At 72.2% G+C, this 14332-nt stretch carries 11 protein-coding genes; 5 read left to right on the top strand and 6 right to left on the bottom strand.

The window, feature by feature from the left end:
* Nucleotides 1–360: 360 nt before the first annotated feature.
* Complete coding sequence (locus WME98_RS25385) at nucleotides 361–1023, bottom strand: TetR/AcrR family transcriptional regulator (protein WP_437953650.1); 663 nt, start codon at nucleotides 1021–1023, stop codon at nucleotides 361–363.
* Nucleotides 1024–1155: 132 nt separating this feature from the next.
* On the opposite strand from WME98_RS25385, the gene WME98_RS25380 reads away from it, so the two are divergent.
* Entirely contained in the window at nucleotides 1156–1764 is a 609-nt protein-coding gene (locus WME98_RS25380) for a VOC family protein (RefSeq protein WP_437335515.1), read from the top strand.
* Nucleotides 1765–1921: 157 nt separating this feature from the next.
* Nucleotides 1922–2347, top strand: a complete 426-nt coding sequence (locus WME98_RS25375) for an organic hydroperoxide resistance protein (RefSeq protein ID WP_437953649.1) — start codon at nucleotides 1922–1924, stop codon at nucleotides 2345–2347.
* 58 nt (nucleotides 2348–2405) lie between these two features.
* Here the strand turns inward: WME98_RS25375 and WME98_RS25370 are convergent, their stop codons facing one another.
* The 3 genes from WME98_RS25370 to WME98_RS25360 all read right to left on the bottom strand — a co-directional run bounded on the left by WME98_RS25370 (nucleotide 2406) and on the right by WME98_RS25360 (nucleotide 8013).
* Complete coding sequence (locus WME98_RS25370; protein WP_437953648.1) at nucleotides 2406–4280, bottom strand: ABC transporter ATP-binding protein; 1875 nt, start codon at nucleotides 4278–4280, stop codon at nucleotides 2406–2408.
* Nucleotides 4277–6226, bottom strand: coding sequence for an ABC transporter ATP-binding protein (locus WME98_RS25365; protein WP_437953647.1), 1950 nt, complete (start codon nucleotides 6224–6226; stop codon nucleotides 4277–4279). The genes WME98_RS25370 and WME98_RS25365 overlap by 4 nt, the downstream gene beginning before the upstream one ends.
* A gap of 218 nt (nucleotides 6227–6444) precedes the next feature.
* Entirely contained in the window at nucleotides 6445–8013 is a 1569-nt protein-coding gene (locus WME98_RS25360) for a hypothetical protein (protein ID WP_437953646.1), read from the bottom strand.
* Between the two features lie 646 nt (nucleotides 8014–8659).
* Here WME98_RS25360 and WME98_RS25355 point away from each other — a divergent pair.
* The gene (locus tag WME98_RS25355) at nucleotides 8660–9571 is read left to right on the top strand and encodes a LysR family transcriptional regulator (RefSeq protein WP_437953645.1); all 912 of its coding nucleotides are present in this window, start codon (nucleotides 8660–8662) and stop codon (nucleotides 9569–9571) included.
* 121 nt (nucleotides 9572–9692) lie between these two features.
* On the opposite strand, the gene ilvE is transcribed toward WME98_RS25355, so the two are convergent.
* Both ilvE and WME98_RS25345 read right to left on the bottom strand, forming a co-directional pair.
* Nucleotides 9693–10583, bottom strand: coding sequence for a branched-chain-amino-acid transaminase (gene ilvE, locus WME98_RS25350; protein WP_061626137.1), 891 nt, complete (start codon nucleotides 10581–10583; stop codon nucleotides 9693–9695).
* A 5-nt stretch (nucleotides 10584–10588) separates the two neighbouring features.
* The gene (locus WME98_RS25345; protein WP_061626131.1) at nucleotides 10589–11302 is read right to left on the bottom strand and encodes an IclR family transcriptional regulator; all 714 of its coding nucleotides are present in this window, start codon (nucleotides 11300–11302) and stop codon (nucleotides 10589–10591) included.
* A 291-nt stretch (nucleotides 11303–11593) separates the two neighbouring features.
* Here WME98_RS25345 and WME98_RS25340 point away from each other — a divergent pair, with 291 nt between their 5' ends.
* The gene (locus WME98_RS25340) at nucleotides 11594–12289 is read left to right on the top strand and encodes an alpha/beta fold hydrolase (protein WP_437953644.1); all 696 of its coding nucleotides are present in this window, start codon (nucleotides 11594–11596) and stop codon (nucleotides 12287–12289) included.
* Nucleotides 12290–12765: 476 nt separating this feature from the next.
* Nucleotides 12766–14070, top strand: coding sequence for a hypothetical protein (locus WME98_RS25335; RefSeq protein WP_437953643.1), 1305 nt, complete (start codon nucleotides 12766–12768; stop codon nucleotides 14068–14070).
* Nucleotides 14071–14332 lie beyond the last annotated feature (262 nt).

Raw genomic sequence — 14332 nt, 5'->3', positions numbered from 1 at the left:
CGCCATCGACATCTATGGTTCGATCACGTTCGATCGCGTTCGATCGCGCGCGACCCGCGGAACGTGCCGAGTCGTCGCTCGTGTCGCGACCTCATGAATGATGACGGGCCCGTCGATCCTTCACGCGATCGCGCGTGGCTCGTCGTTTTTCACGGTGCGCGCCCAGGGCACAGCGCACCTGTCCGATGGAGGGATTCGAGAGGGTCGGCGCAGGCGAGGCCTGAGCGCTCGATCTCCCCGATTCCTCTCCAACGAGACTTCTGCAGAATGCGCCCATCGCGCGCCGGGTGGTATCGCGGCGCACGATCGCGACGTGCGTTCGCCGCGCCGGGGCGGCGGATCGAGGCTCCTGCGCGGCGATCAGGCCTTCCGACCGCGCGCCGGTTTGCCGGGCGCGGGGGCGAGCCACCGATCGATCTCGCCTGACACGTGGTGGAAGTCGAACGCGCCGGCGTCGATCCCGAGCTGGAGCATGGCGCCCATGATGAAGGACGTGATCGCGGCGGCGGCCGCGCGCGGATCCAGGTCGGAGCGCAGCTGTCCGGCGCGCGCGCCTTGGCGCACGAGGTGCTCGACCCCGCGGTTCCACTCCCTGTGGACGGCGCGAAACGCCGTTCGCGCGGCCGGGTCGCGCTGCGCGCGCAGGGACAGCTCCTGGAGGACGGTCGCCAGGTGCGGATGGTCCTGGAAGCTGCGCCATGCGCCCTCGAGGTGCGCTCTCAGGCTCTCGGGCGGCGCCGCCGCGCCCGCGGCGCCCGGGCCGGCGGGCTGGCGCTCCTTTCCGAACTTGTCGGTCACGTGCTCGACGATGGCGACGAGCAGCGCGTCCTTCGTCCCGAAGTAGTAGTGCAGCGTAGAGATGTTGACGCCTGCGCGCGCCGCGATGTCGCGCGTCCGCAGCCCCTCCAGCCCCTTCTCGGCGATGAGCGTGTACGCCGCCTCGAGCAGGTCGCGCCGCCGCGCTGCACCGAGCTCCGAGGTCGAGGCCTTGCCGGCCGCGGCGGCGCGTCTCGTCTTCGCCAAGCCCGCGCAACGCTACAGGTTTCCTCCGGGTCCATCAAGCGCCCCCGGCCTCCCGCCTTGACCGCTCGCCCGCCGTGGCGTAGTGTCAATCAACTGATTGATTGACATTCGCCATCGGGATGGAGGAAGCGCATGACGTCCTTGGGGTTCACGGCCGCGCCGCTGGCTGCGCGGGTTCAGCGAAAGGCGATCGGCGTGGGAATGCGCCTGTTCTTCGCCTGGTCTCACCTTGCTTACCGCCTGCGTCCGCCGTGGGGCGGCAAGCTGCGCGCCGTCGATCATCTCACCGTGCCGTGCGCCGATCTGGCGGTGGCGGAGCGGTTCTATGTCGGGCTGCTCGGCGCGCGCGTGCTGATGCGCGTCGACGCCCCGTTCCTCGAGCGGATGGGGCGGCCGGCGGACGAGGTTGCGCGCGGCGTTCATCTCTCGATCGCCTTCGCGGGCGGGCCGCGGTTCGATCTGTTCGAATCGGCGGTCGGGCAGCCGCCCCGCCACGCGGATCATCCTCACTGCGCGCTCTGGGTCGCGCCGGGCGGGCTGCTCGCCTGGAAGGAGCGCCTGAACCGCGCTGGCGTCCCGACGTACGGCCCCACGCGGCTCGGGCCGCCGGGCCAGGCGTCGCTCTATTTCAACGATCCGTTCGGCAATCGTCTCGAGCTCGTCACGCTCGGATTCACGGGGGAGATCCCCGTCGGCGCGCCGGACGTCTCCGCGCTGGAGTACGCCTGGACGGGCCCCTGAGCCGCGCGCCGCGCGGCCGAGCGATCGCCTCCTTCGTTGCGCACGGTGAGGTTGAGCAGTATGGGGAGCGTATCCGAACGGCGGTCTTGGCCGGGCCCTGCCCCGCGGGGGGAGGATCTTCCGTGCCCGGGTCTGTCGTCACGAAAGGAGCGCTCCGATGCCTGTTGACGTGAAATACACGACCCAAGCCACTGCTCAGGGCGGCCGCGACGGCCGGGCCAAGACCGCGGACGGTGCCCTTGACGTGAAGCTCGCGACGCCGAAGGAGCTCGGCGGCGCCGGCGGCGAGGGGAACAACCCGGAGCAGCTCTTCGCGGCGGGTTACGCCGCCTGCTTCCTCGGTGCGTTGAAGTTCGTGGCCGCGCAGGAGAAGGCGCGGATCCCCGCCGAGGCCACCGTGACGGCGACGGTCGGCATCGGCCCGCGCTCCGAGGGCGGCTTTGGCCTCGACATCGGCCTGCGCATTTCGCTGCCGGGCATCGAGCGTCCGCAGGCAGAGCAGCTGGTCGAGAAGGCGCACCAGGTTTGCCCCTACTCGAACGCCACCCGCAACAACGTCGCCGTCCGATTGGAAGTCGCCTGATCGCCCCCCGTCGCCCTCCCACGTCGGAGCGACATCCCCTGCATCTCTAGACCACCTCTCAGGGGCCCGTCCCCTCGCGGTGAAGCGCCGCGAACACCCCTCCTCGGGCGAGCAGCTCCGCGTGCGTCCCCTGCTCCACGACCCGCCCGTGGTCGAGCACCACGACCCGATCCGCGTGCCGGATCGTGCTCAGCCGGTGCGCCACCACGAAGCTCGTCCGCCCGCGCAGGAGCCGCCCGAGCGCCGCCTGCAGCCGGGCCTCGGTCAGCGCGTCCACCGAGCTCGTCGCCTCGTCGAGCAGCACGATGCGCGGGCGCGCGACCATCGCCCGCAGGAAGCACACGATCTGCCGCTGCCCCAGCGACAGCCCCGTCCCCCGCTCGCCGACCTCGGTGCGGAGGCCCTCCGGCAGCGCGTCCAGCAGGTCGAGCACGTCGAGGTCCCGCGCCGCGTCGCGGATCTCGGCGTCGGTCGCCGCCGGGTTCCCCATGCGCACGTTGTCGAGCACCGTGCCGCTGAACAGGAAGTTGCTCTGCAAGACAAGCCCGAGCTGCGCGCGCAGCGACGCCGACGAGGTCGCCGCCAGATCGTGCCCGTCGACGGTGATCGACCCCGCCGTCGGCAGGTACAGCTTCGCCAGCAGGTTCAGGATCGAGGTCTTGCCGCTGCCCGTGTGCCCGACCAGCGCGATCATCTGGCCCGGCTCGGCGACGAGATCGACCCCGTGGAGCACCGGCTTGCCCGGCTCGTACGCGAAGCTCACCCCCTGGAAGACGACCCGGCCGCGCGCGGGCGGCAGCGCCGGGAGGCCGCCCTCGTCGGGCCAGTCAGGCTCGGTGTCGATCACGCGGAAGAGCCGCTCGGCACCCGCCATCGCCGTCAGGGCCTGGTTGTACTGGTTGCCCAGGACCGGGATCGGGTTGAACAGGAGGTTCGCGAGGAAGAAGAACTCCACGAGCACGCTGAGCTCGATCGCGCCGTGCAGGGCCTGATAGCCGCCGACGACCACGAGCACGGCCAGGAACAGCTGCCCGTTGAACTCGAGGAGCGGGAGGAAAGCGGCCGAGTGGCGCGCCGCATCCATGTTGTAGCGCGAGTGATCGAAGATCAGCGCCCGGAAGAGCCCTCCGTTGATGTCCTGCCGCACGAAGCCCTGCGTCACGCGCACCCCCGTGACCGACTCGGCGAGCGTCGCCGTGACCCGGGTGAAGCTCTCCTGCGCGCGCTGGTGCGCCGCCCCGAGGCGTTTGTGGAAATAGACGATCAGCCCCCAGAAGACGGGGACCATCGCCGCCACCACGAGGAAGAGCGGCCAGTGCGCGCGGGCCATCAGCGCCATCGCCACCGCCATCGTGCCGAGCTGCACCGTGCTCACGAACACGACGTCCTGCACCGCCACCCGGATGGCGTCGATGTCGGAGGTCATGCGGCCGATGAGGCGCCCCACCTTCGTCTTCACGAAGAAGCTCATCGGCATCCGCAAAAGGTGCCTCTCCAGCCGATCGCGCATGTCGAACACCACGGCCTCCCCGAGCTCGAGCGCGAGGCGCGAGCGGAAGTGGAAGACCACCGCCGTGAGCAGCGCGAACGCCCCGAAGCCGAGGACGGAGAGCAGCGTGGCGCGCGCGTCGCGCCGGGCCACCGGGCCGCTGATGATGGCGCCGACCGCCCACGTGAGGAGCGGGAGCTGGATCGACCGCACCACGACGAGCGCGAAGAGCGCGTTGCGCTTCCTCGCGTACGGGCGTGTGAACGCGAACACGCGCCGCACGAGCCCGAGATCGAGCCGGCCGTGGGCGTGGTCCCGCTCGTCCTCGATCGCGGCGCGCGACAGGCCGAGGCGCACGTCGATCGGCGCCGGCTCGGCCGCGGCGCGCGCCGGCCCCGCCGCCGCCTTCGTGGCGCGGCGCGTCGCCTCGCCGGCGCGGCTCACGCCGGCTCCTCGGCCGGGCCCGACGCCGCGGGGCGCGCGCCGCGCCACGAAGGCGGCGACGGGCTCTCGTCCGCGCGCGCGGCGGCGGCGTGCGCGTCGTGCAGCGACAGCGCGCTCGCGTAGTGGCCGCGCCGCCGGAGCAGCTCCTCGTGGGTCCCCCGCTCGACGACGCGGCCCCGGTCGAGCACGATCACCTGGTCCGCGCGGCGGAGCAGGTGGGCCCGGTGCGTGGCCATGATCGTCGTCCGCCCCCGGGTCGCGCTGAGGATCGCGTCGAGGATCTCGCGCTCGGTGCGCGCGTCCACGGCGGCCGTCGGGTCGTCGAGCAGGAGCAGCGGCGGGTCGAGCAGCACGGCGCGCGCGATGGCGAGCCGCTGCCGCTGGCCGCCCGAGAGGTTGACCGCCGACTCGCTGAGCTCGGTGTCGTAGCCCTCGGGCAGCTCCCGGATGAACTCGTGGGCGCGGGCGACGACCGCGGCGCGCTCGATCTGCTCCCGCGTCGCGTGCGGGGCGCCGAACGCGATGTTGGCCGCCACCGTGTTGCTGAAGAGGAAGTTGTCCTGGAAGACGACCCCCATGCGCCGGCGGATCAGGTCGAGGTCGTGCCGCCGGAGGTCGACGCCGTCGAGCAGGACGCGCCCGGAGGTCGGATCGTAGAAGCGCGGGATCAGGCAGAGCAGCGTGCTCTTGCCCGCGCCGGTCGGGCCGATCACGGCGACGAACTGCCCGGGCGCGACGTCGAGGTCGACGCCGTGGAGCACGGGCCTCTCCGGGTCGTACCCGAACGTGACGCGCTCGAACACGAGGCGCCCTTCCGCGCGGGCGGGGCGCTCGGGCGCCTCGGGGCTCGCGATCTCGACGGGGGTGTCGAGCACCTCGAAGACGCGCCGCGCGCCGATGAAGCTCTGCTGCGCGGTGTTGACGATCGTCGCCATGCTCGCGATCTGCCCGGAGAACTGCTGCAGGATGCCGGCGAACACCACGAGCTGCCCGAGCGTGATCCGGTCGCGCGTGACGAGCAGCCCGCCCATGCCGAGCAGGAGGACGAGGCTCAGCTGCCCGAGCAGGTCGATGGTCGGGCTGAGGACGCTCACCTTCCGGAACGTGCCCTGCTGCTGCTCGCGCACCTCGCGGTTCCGCTCGTCGAAGCGGTGGTGGGCCTCGCGCTCTCGCCCGAGCCCCTTGATGACCTGGATCCCCTGTAGCCCCTCGCTGAAGCTCAGGACCATGCGGTCGACGAGCTCGCGGTTCACCAGGTAGGCGGGCCGCACCCAGCGGGCGAAGAGCGTGCTCGCGATCCAGAGCAGCGGCGTCGGCGCGAGGCACACGACCGTCAGCAGGGCGTGCGTGCGGAGCATGTACGCGACGTACACGCCGAGCGACAGGACCATGATGACGCTCTGCAGCAGCACGCCGTCCACGAACGAGCGCACGAGCTGGACGTCGCCGGTGACGCGGTTGATGAGCGAGCCGCTCGTGTTGGCGTCGAAGAACCGGAAGCTCAGCCGCTGGAGCTTGTCGTACACCCGCGCGCGGAGATCCGGGACGATCTCCATGTGGACGAGGTGGCCCACGGAGAGCGCGTACCCGTAGTTGAGCACCGCGCGGGCGGCCGCCATGGCGAGGATGGCGCCGCCGATCGAGAGGACCGCGGCCATGGGCTCCCGCTCCACGTCGACCAGCCGGCCGACGCCGAGCGGCAGCGCGGGCGCGCGGATCGACGGATCCAGCCGGTGGCGGAGGATGTCGATGGCGAGCCCGGTCAGGCCGAGCCCCGCGAGCCCCAGCGAGAGCAGGACGATCTGGTAGCCGAGCACGCGCGCGACCCGCCCCCGGTACGCCCAGCTCAGCCCGAGGAGCCGCAGGAGGAGCGAGCGCCCGCCGCGGGGGCGCGCCGCTTCGGGCGCGGGGAGCGCGCCGCGATCAGAACGTGAGCCGGACGACATTAGAGCAGGACACCTGGCAGCCCGGCCACGCCGGGGCCCGTAACCTACCGGCTCGCGCGGCGTTGGCCAGCGGCTGGCGCGCGCGGGGCGGCGGCGCTTGTGCAGCGACGCACGGGGGAGGATCGCCAGGCTGCCGAGGACGCCAAGATGTCCGAGAGATCTCGCCTCTTGGCAGCCTCGGCAGCCTGGCGGTCGTGGTCTCCTCCGCCGGGGCGCCGCTAGTACATGAGGTTGCCCTGGCCGAGCCGGTAGGTGATGTTCGAGCCGAACTCGTCGCGCGCGTTCTGGACGCGCAGGAGCGCGATCGAGATCCGGCTCTCGCGCGCCGACCAGCCCGCCGCCGAGAGGGCCGCGGCGATCTCGGTCTTCGCCTGCTGGAGGCGGTACTGCGAGACGGGGTGCAGCGGCGCGCCGCCGGAGACGTGGAGGACCTCCAGCGCGTCGTCGATCTCGACCTCGGCCAGCTCCATCAGGCGCTCCTGGACGTCGTCCCGCGTGTCATGGAACCGGCGCGCCAGCTCCCGCGCGGCCTGCAGGCGCTGCTTCGCGAGGTCGAGGTTGAACGCCGCGCTCAGGACGCGGAGAAAGCGCCCCATCTTGTCGATGTCGGCGTTGGGGAACTGGATGGGGGTGCCGAACCGCGCCTCCAGCTCCCGGGCAGCCGGCGACTGCTTGAACTGCGGCCCGGTGTAGAAGGAGATCGCCCCCTCGATGGTGTTCCCGAAGGCGTTCGAGTGGAAGAACGGCGGCGTGTCCACGGCTTCGATGATGGGCGGGGTGTTGAACGTGCCGTCGCCGTACCCGTCGAGGATATTGCGGCCGAGGACGTCGATGTTGGGCGCCGGGAGCCCGGCGCCCCCGAACCCGCCGTCGAACGCCCCCGGGGAGTTGTTGGTCCCCGGCGCCTTCCGGGCCCCGGTGTCCAGGTTACGGTTCCGTCCGGTGTCCAGGTGGTTGGCGCCCGCGTTGGAGTGGCACACGTTGCAGCGGCCCCGCTGCGGATCGAGGAACGCCAGCCGCCCGTCGTTCGCCGCGGGGTCGGTGAGCTTCACCCGGGTGAGGTCGAGCTCGTTCGTTCGTCCCAGGCTCAGCTGGTAAGCCAGGGTGAGGTCGAGCTCCTGCTCGGTGGGGAGCCGGAACGAGACCCCCGGCTCACGGCTGAGATCCTTCGGCAGGTGCTGCGTGACCGCTCCGGTGAGGAAGTCGCGCAGCGACCCGCTGCCCGGGGCGCCGTCGCCCGACCAGCCCGTGCGTTCAAGCGGCATGCCCTCCCCCTCCTGCGCCGGGTCCGGCGCGATGGTCGTCGCCAGCGAGAGCGTGTGCGGGACCCCGCGCATCACGTACTTGCCGTCGAGATCGTCGAAGCCGTCGATGTTCTCGCGGATCAGGCCGAGCGTCTTCAGCTCGTACGTCTCGAGGTCCGTCAGCGCGGAGTCTTCCTCGTAGACGAACAGCGGGTCAAAAGGGTTGATGTCGAGGAGAGCGTCGATGAAGGGAATGTCAATCGTGAAGTTGTTTTCGACAGGATGACACGACCCGCAAGTCCGGCCGTTGCCCTCGAAAGTTTCGCGAAAGAAGATGTCAGCGCCTGCGCAAATTTCCCTGGTCACGAGCCCGGAGACGACGCGGGGATCCTGTTCGCAAGCAGCGAGCCTGTCCGCGGCGGTGAGCGCGCTCGACAGGGCGGCGTGACGCTCGTCCTGCGGCGCGGAAGGGGCGCACGAGGCGAGGAGGGTGACGGCGACGAGCGGAGCGACGAACAAGGAACCCCAATTCGAACTTGGCATAGCGCTCTCTCTTCCTGTGACCGTTGTTCCGTACAGCTGCCGAAACGCGACGCTCATGGGTGCTGCGCGTCCATCGCGCGTGCAGCACCGGGGAAACGCGGTGGAAACCGGCTCGGCGAGCGTCGGCCGTCGGCGCGACCCGGGCCGGCCATGCGGGCTCAGCCGTAGACGAGATGGCCTCTCTCGGTCACCCATGCCGCCCTCGCGGCGTACCGGAGACCCCTGATCCGCTCCCGGGCGGCAAGGGCGCTCTAGCCGCCCCGCGGTCAGGTGAGCCGCGCGGGACCGGCGCCAGGGCGATCTCGGGGGGCGACTACTTAGCGGACCGGGCCGGGCACATCAACCCTCACCGGCGCTCGCAGCACGATTCCGACTACATCATGACCTACCACAGAGGACCTCGAGACGGTACGCACCGGCGGCTCGATCTGCAACAGGGTTGCGATCACGGGCGGTTCGGGCGCGAGGAGGGGCCGGAAGCCAGGCTCCGCGGGCGTGCTCGGGGGATCGAAGCGAGACATGGGCGTGACGACCGGCGGCGTCCCTCCGACCGCTCCCTCGGCGGGGTCTGCGACCGTTCCGGTCCAACGGAGAACGTCTAGACCGGCCGGTGGCGCCTCTCCAACTCATTAGTAGCATGGGCCACATGCATCCCGTGCATCTTGCCTCGATCGACCTGAACCTGCTCGTCGTCTTCGACGCCCTCCTGGCGGAGGGGAGCGTCACGCGCGCGGCGGCGCGCGTCGGGCTGAGCCAGTCGGCCATGAGCCACGCCCTCGGGCGCCTTCGCACGTTGATCGACGACCCCATCCTGGTGCGCACGCCGCGGGGGATGATCCCGACGCCGCGCGCGCAGGAGCTCATCGGCCCCATCCGCGAGGCCCTCGCCCAGATCGAGGTGACCGTCGCGCGTCGCCCCCGCTTCGATCCCGCGACGGCGCGCCGATCGTTCGCGGTCGCCACGGTCGATTACGTGGAGCTCATCCTGCTGCCCCGGCTCGTGCAAAAACTCTTCACCGACGCGCCGTTCGTCGATCTCATCGCGCGCCCCTACGACAACGACATGTGGAGCTCCATGGAGACCGGCAAGGTCGACCTGGCCATCGGCCTGCTCCCCACCGTGCCCGCGGGGTTCTACCGGCAAAGGCTCATCGAGGAGCACTACATGTGCGTGGTGAGGAAGAATCACCCCGTGGTGGGCAGCAAGCTGAACCTCAAGACCTACACGAGCTTGCCGCACGCGCTCATCAGCCCGCGCGGCGACGGCGGCGGTCGGGTGGACGAGGTCCTGGCCGAGCGGGGGCTCTCGCGCCGCGTGGCGCTGCAGATCCCCCACTTCCTCGTGGCGGCCCACATCGTCGCGCAGACGGATCTCGTGCTGACCGTGCCGGCGCGCATCGCGCGCGTGTTCGCCGAGATGGAGGCGCTGCGCATCATGAAGCCGCCCGTGGAGCTCGGCGGGTTCTCGCTGGATCAGGTGTGGCACGAGCGGCAGGCGAAGGACCCGGCGCACATCTGGCTGCGCGGGATCTTCGCGGAGATCGCCCGCGACAGCTGACGCGCCCTCGTTCGACCTGCCGCGCGCGCCGCGCCCGTGTCGCCCGGAGGCTGGGCCGGCGAGGCGGGGAGCGGGCCTATGTACCGGTTAAGTCGCTTTCCTCTTCCATCTGCTCGTCCGTTCAGGTATGGGCGCCCGGCGCGGCGATGAGCTCGACGCCCTCGCGCTCGGCGAGCTGCCGGTGCAGCGCGGTCAGCCGGGCGGTGACGGGGCCGCGCTCGCCGCGGCCGATCGTGCGCCCGTCGAGGCTCCGCATCGCGATCACGCCGGCGCCGGTGCCGGTCAGGAACGCCTCGTCGGCGGCGAAGAAGTCGAGCCGCCCGAGCGAGCGCTCCACCACGGTGAGGCCGACGCTGCGCGCGAGCTCCATCACGGCCGCGCGGTTGATGCCCTCGAGGCACCCGTCGGTGGCGGGCGGCGTCGCGAGCACGTCGCCGCGGAGCGCGAACACGTTGGCCACGGAGGCCTCGGCCACGTGGCCGCGCGCGTTCAGGAGCAGCGCGTCGTCGGCGCCGCGCTGCCTGGCCTCGAGCTTGGCGAGGGCGGAGCCGAGGTAGTTCAGGCTCTTGATCCGCATGTCGAGCGCGTCCGCGTCCGGCCGGCGGTAGCTCGACGTGATGAGCTCGAGGCCGCGCCGCCGCTGCTCGTCGTCGAAGAGGCGGATCGACCCCACGATGCAGAACAGCCCCGGCCGCTCGCAGGTGGTCGGGTCGACGCCGAGCGGGCCCACGCCGCGCGTCACCACGAGGCGGACGTAGGCCTCGCGCTCGGCGTTGGCGCGCGCGGTCTCCTCGACGATCGCGCGGAGCCCCTCGATCGGGCGCGGCAGCGCGATGCCGAGCGCCTTCGCGCCGGCCTCGAGCCGCGCGAGGTGGCGGTCGATCCGGAAGAGCCGCCCCGCCGCGACGCGGATGCCCTCGAAGATGCCGTCGCCGTAGAGCAGCCCGTGATCGGTCACGTTCACGGTCGCGTCCTTTGCGTCGACGATTCGCCCATCGATCCATGTCTTCATGACGTTCACCTCCTGCTGTCCCCCTCGAGAGCGCGCGCGACGCGCTCGGCGGCGTCGCGCGTGTGTTGCACCGCGGCGTCGCGTCGATCGCCGCGCAGGCTCTGGGCGGCGGCGGCGCAGGCGATGCAGCCGTGCAGGCCGCCGCGCGCGAGCACCGGGGCCGCGATGACGGTCAGCCCGTCGATCCACTCGCCCTCGTTGACGTCGTAGCCGCGCTTAGCGGCGCGCTGCGCGGCGCGCTCGGCGGCGGGGCCCGCGCCCTGTGCGCCGACGAGCTCCGGCGCGTGCGCGAGGTAGAGCCGTCCGCTCGCGGTGACGTCGACCGGGACCTCGGCCCCGACCGTCGGGGCCGCGCGCAGGAGCCCCGTGCCCTCGGCCTTGTCGAGCACGACGAGCCGCCCCGCGCGGGCGGCGACGAGGAAGAACGTCTCGCCGAAGGCGCGCGCCGCCCGCTCGAGCTCGGGCTTGGCCACGCGCGCGACGGGGTCGAGCCCCTGCGCCCCGAGCCCGAGGCGGATGAGGCCGACGCCGAGCCGGTAGCGCCCCTCCCCGTCCTGCTCGACCAGCGCGTGCGCGGCGAGCGACGCGAGCAGCCGGTGCAGCGTCGCCTTGGGCATGCCGAGGCGCGCCGCGAGCTCCGCCAGCGAGGCGCTGCCGCCGCCCTCGCGCAGCGCCTCGAGGGCGCGCACCGCCTTGTCGACCGTCCCAGATCGTTCCATTATTCGGAATCCAGTTCCGATATTTGATCTACTCCGTTCCTGGGCCGCCGTCCAGGGCGCGCCTATCGGGCGCCGTGGGTCGTGGTCGACGTCGCCCAGGGGAGAGTCCCCATGAAGGCGGGAAGGTGGGAAGATCATTCATGTTTTCTTCCCGCCTCCCCGCCTTCATGTTCCAATTCGACCCCTGCCGGCGCGCGGGCGAAGCGCTCGCTGGTGTCGCTGGGGGGCCTCGGATAGCGTCCGTTCGATCAAGGTCGAGACAACGTCGCGAGCCGAGGAGGCGAGGAGCTCATGAGCAAGGTCGATTCGGTCGTACTCGTTCACGGCGCCTGGCACAGCCCGGCGTGCTGGTCGCAGGTCGCGTGCCGGTTGCTCGGGGCCGGGCTCGACGTCCGCGCGCCCGCGCTGCCGAGCGCCGGGCCGGACGCGGCTCGGCTGGGCGGCCTCGCGGCGGACGCCGAGGTGGTGCGCGCGGCGCTCGCCGAGGTTCCGGGCAAGGCCGTCGTGGTCGCGCACTCGTACGGCGGGCTGCCGGTCACCGAGGTGGCGGCCCGCACGGGCAAGGTCGCCCACCTCGTCTACCTGTGCGCGTTCCAGCTCGGCCCGGGGGAGTCGCTGCTCTCGTCGATCGGCGGCAAGGAGCCGCCGTGGTGCATCACCTCCGCCGACGGCCTGACGCTGCGGACCGCGGACGCGCGGAACATCTTCTACAACGACTGCGCGGACGAGGTCGCGGCCGCCGCGGAAGCGGCCCTGCTGCCGCAGGCCAGGGCGTCGTTCGTGCAGCCGCTGAGCGCCGCCGCCTGGCAGGAGCTGCCGTCCACGTACGTGATCTGCGAGCGCGACAACGCCATCCCGGTGTTCGCGCAGGAGGCGATGTCGCAGCGCGCGCGGCAGGTGCGGCGCCTCGACGCGGGCCACTCTCCGTTCCTGTCGCGGCCCGACGACGTGGTCGCGCTCGTGCGCGACATCGTCGCCGCGAGCTGAGCCGGCGCTAAATCGGTTAAGTCATCGGACGATCCGGGCGCCGCTGCCGAGCGCCTTCGCGGGCGGCCGCCGTGCGCCTCGGACAGCTGCGCTGCTGAGCGGCTGCTCCAGGAGCAGCAGCGTCGCGCCGCCGCGCCCGCCGCTCGCAGCTTTCCGCGCTGGTACGCCGCGTGCCCTATGCCGGCGTCAATGGAGCGCTCCGGCGCCGCCCTCGCTGACCGGCCTCGTGCTCGCAGCGGGGAGACCTACCCCGAGGTCCCGGCGAACGCGTGGCACAAGGAGTTCCAGGCGCTCATCGACAAGTACTCGACCGAGGACCCGGCGCGGCCGCAGATCCGTGAGGGCGCGAAGAACGAGGCCGTGTTGCTCGACTCCGCCTTCAGCCATCCGACTGACCCGGCGGAGACCGACGCCGCGGGCCGTCCGCGGCGCGAGCTGGCTTGTCGCAGCGAGCGCCGGGCCGTAGACAGGCTGCGATGCGTTTTGCCGGTCGGCTGGGCCGCCTCCTCCGCGCCTGCGCAGCCGCCGCGGTCTGTCTCGCGCCGGTGGGCTGCGTCTTCTACACGCGGCTGTCGGCGTACGCGCCGAGCCCCACGGCCGCCGACATCGCCGGCGGGCTCTCGGACGGCGCGCTGCGGGTCCACGCGATCACGAGCTCCCGGGCGGTCACCTCGGTGATCCGCGACGCGTTCCGCGGCTCGCGCTTCGTTTACAGCGAGGAGGTCGTCGAGGACAACTCGGCGCAGCGCGATCCGGGGCGCGACCTGTGCGCGTTGCTCGAGCGCTCGGGCGCCGAGCTGCTGCTCGTCGCCTCGGACGAGCTGGCGTTCGCCGGCGGCGCCCCGGAGCGGGAGTGCCTCCGGCGCGAGACGGTGCCGAGCGGGAAGCCGTTTCCGGAGGCGGATCCGCTGGTCAGCGTGTGCGTCGAGCACGAGGATTCCTTGAAGTACGAGGCGCGCCGGGCCAGGTACGGAGAGCTCACGTCGGTGGTCCAGCTGGTCACGCCGGCGCGCTGCGAGAGGCCGCCCGCGCTGGGGGCGAGCGCGTCCGCGCTGTCCGGCACGCCCGAGCGCATCCGGGAGCAGCTCGCGGACTTGCTCCCGCGCGCGGCGGTCGTCGAGGCGCGCGGCGAGCGCGCCTGGGCGCAGGCGATCCCCGGATCTGCGCCGAGTGTGGGCGCCGAGGCCCGGGTCCCCGCGCGGGAGGGCGACGCCGCCAAGACCGGCGTCGTCACGGAGGTGACCGGGGATCGCGCCGAGGTCCGCAGCCTCTGGCCCGATCGGCCGTTCGCGCCGAAGGACGGCGTCGTCTTCGGCGGCCCGCTCTGGGGCGTCGCGTTCGTCCCGGAAGCGCGCGTCTCCGTGGGCAACGCCGTCTCTGCCGGCGTCGCCCTCGAGGCGTATCGCGCGCATCACGGGCCGCTCCTCGGCCTCGGCGTGCACGGAGTCGTCGGGACGTCCGGCCCGGCCGGCGTCGGCGGCTTCGGAGGACACCTCTACGCGGGCTACGTGCTCTGGCCGGTCCCGACGAGGCTCGGCCTGTACATGCGCGGCCATGGCGGCGTGGGCTCCGTGCGCGCGGGAGGCGACGCGGAGACGTTCGGCTTCGTGGGCCTCGCCGCGGGCGTGAAATGGCGCGTGCCGTCCATCGTCGTTATCGACGCCTCAGGCGGGTACGATCTCGGTCCCTCCGCGACGGTGTCCACCGGGGAGCCGGCGCGGACGACCGCGTTCGCGTGGAGAGGGCCTGCCATGCGCCTGACGCTGGCGCTCGATCTCTAGACGAAGTCCCCAGACGAAGTCGCGGCGGCGGACCGGCGCGTTCTTCCGATACGCAGGCCAGCGCCGCGCCCGGGGAGCGCGAGCCGCAGCTTGGCCCGGAGCGCGCGAGCCGCAGCTTGGCCCGGAGCGCGCGAGCCGCAGCTTGGCCCGGAGCGCGCGAGCCGCAGCTTGGCCCGGAGCGCGCGAGCCGCAGCTTGGCGGTCAGCGAGCGTCACCGTGATAGTTAGTAAGACTAACTAAAGCTACCCAGCGGTATCGCGGC

The organism is Sorangium sp. So ce296 (genome assembly GCF_051529605.1).
Taxonomy (GTDB): Bacteria; Myxococcota_A; Polyangia; order Polyangiales; family Polyangiaceae; genus Sorangium; species Sorangium cellulosum_D.
This window is presented reverse-complemented; position numbering and strand designations above follow the sequence as displayed.

Bases quoted from the DNA above. Each gene is read 5' to 3' on its own strand.
- WME98_RS25360 (WP_437953646.1), bottom strand. From the start codon at position 8,013: ATGCCAAGTTCGAATTGGGGTTCCTTGTTCGTCGCTCCGCTCGTCGCC.
- WME98_RS25340 (WP_437953644.1), top strand. From the start codon at position 11,594: ATGAGCAAGGTCGATTCGGTCGTACTCGTTCACGGCGCCTGGCACAGC.
- WME98_RS25375 (WP_437953649.1), top strand. From the start codon at position 1,922: ATGCCTGTTGACGTGAAATACACGACCCAAGCCACTGCTCAGGGCGGC.
- ilvE (WP_061626137.1), bottom strand. From the start codon at position 10,583: ATGAAGACATGGATCGATGGGCGAATCGTCGACGCAAAGGACGCGACC.
- WME98_RS25345 (WP_061626131.1), bottom strand. From the start codon at position 11,302: ATGGAACGATCTGGGACGGTCGACAAGGCGGTGCGCGCCCTCGAGGCG.
- WME98_RS25380 (WP_437335515.1), top strand. From the start codon at position 1,156: ATGACGTCCTTGGGGTTCACGGCCGCGCCGCTGGCTGCGCGGGTTCAG.
- WME98_RS25365 (WP_437953647.1), bottom strand. From the start codon at position 6,226: ATGTCGTCCGGCTCACGTTCTGATCGCGGCGCGCTCCCCGCGCCCGAA.
- WME98_RS25335 (WP_437953643.1), top strand. From the start codon at position 12,766: ATGCGTTTTGCCGGTCGGCTGGGCCGCCTCCTCCGCGCCTGCGCAGCC.
- WME98_RS25355 (WP_437953645.1), top strand. From the start codon at position 8,660: ATGCATCCCGTGCATCTTGCCTCGATCGACCTGAACCTGCTCGTCGTC.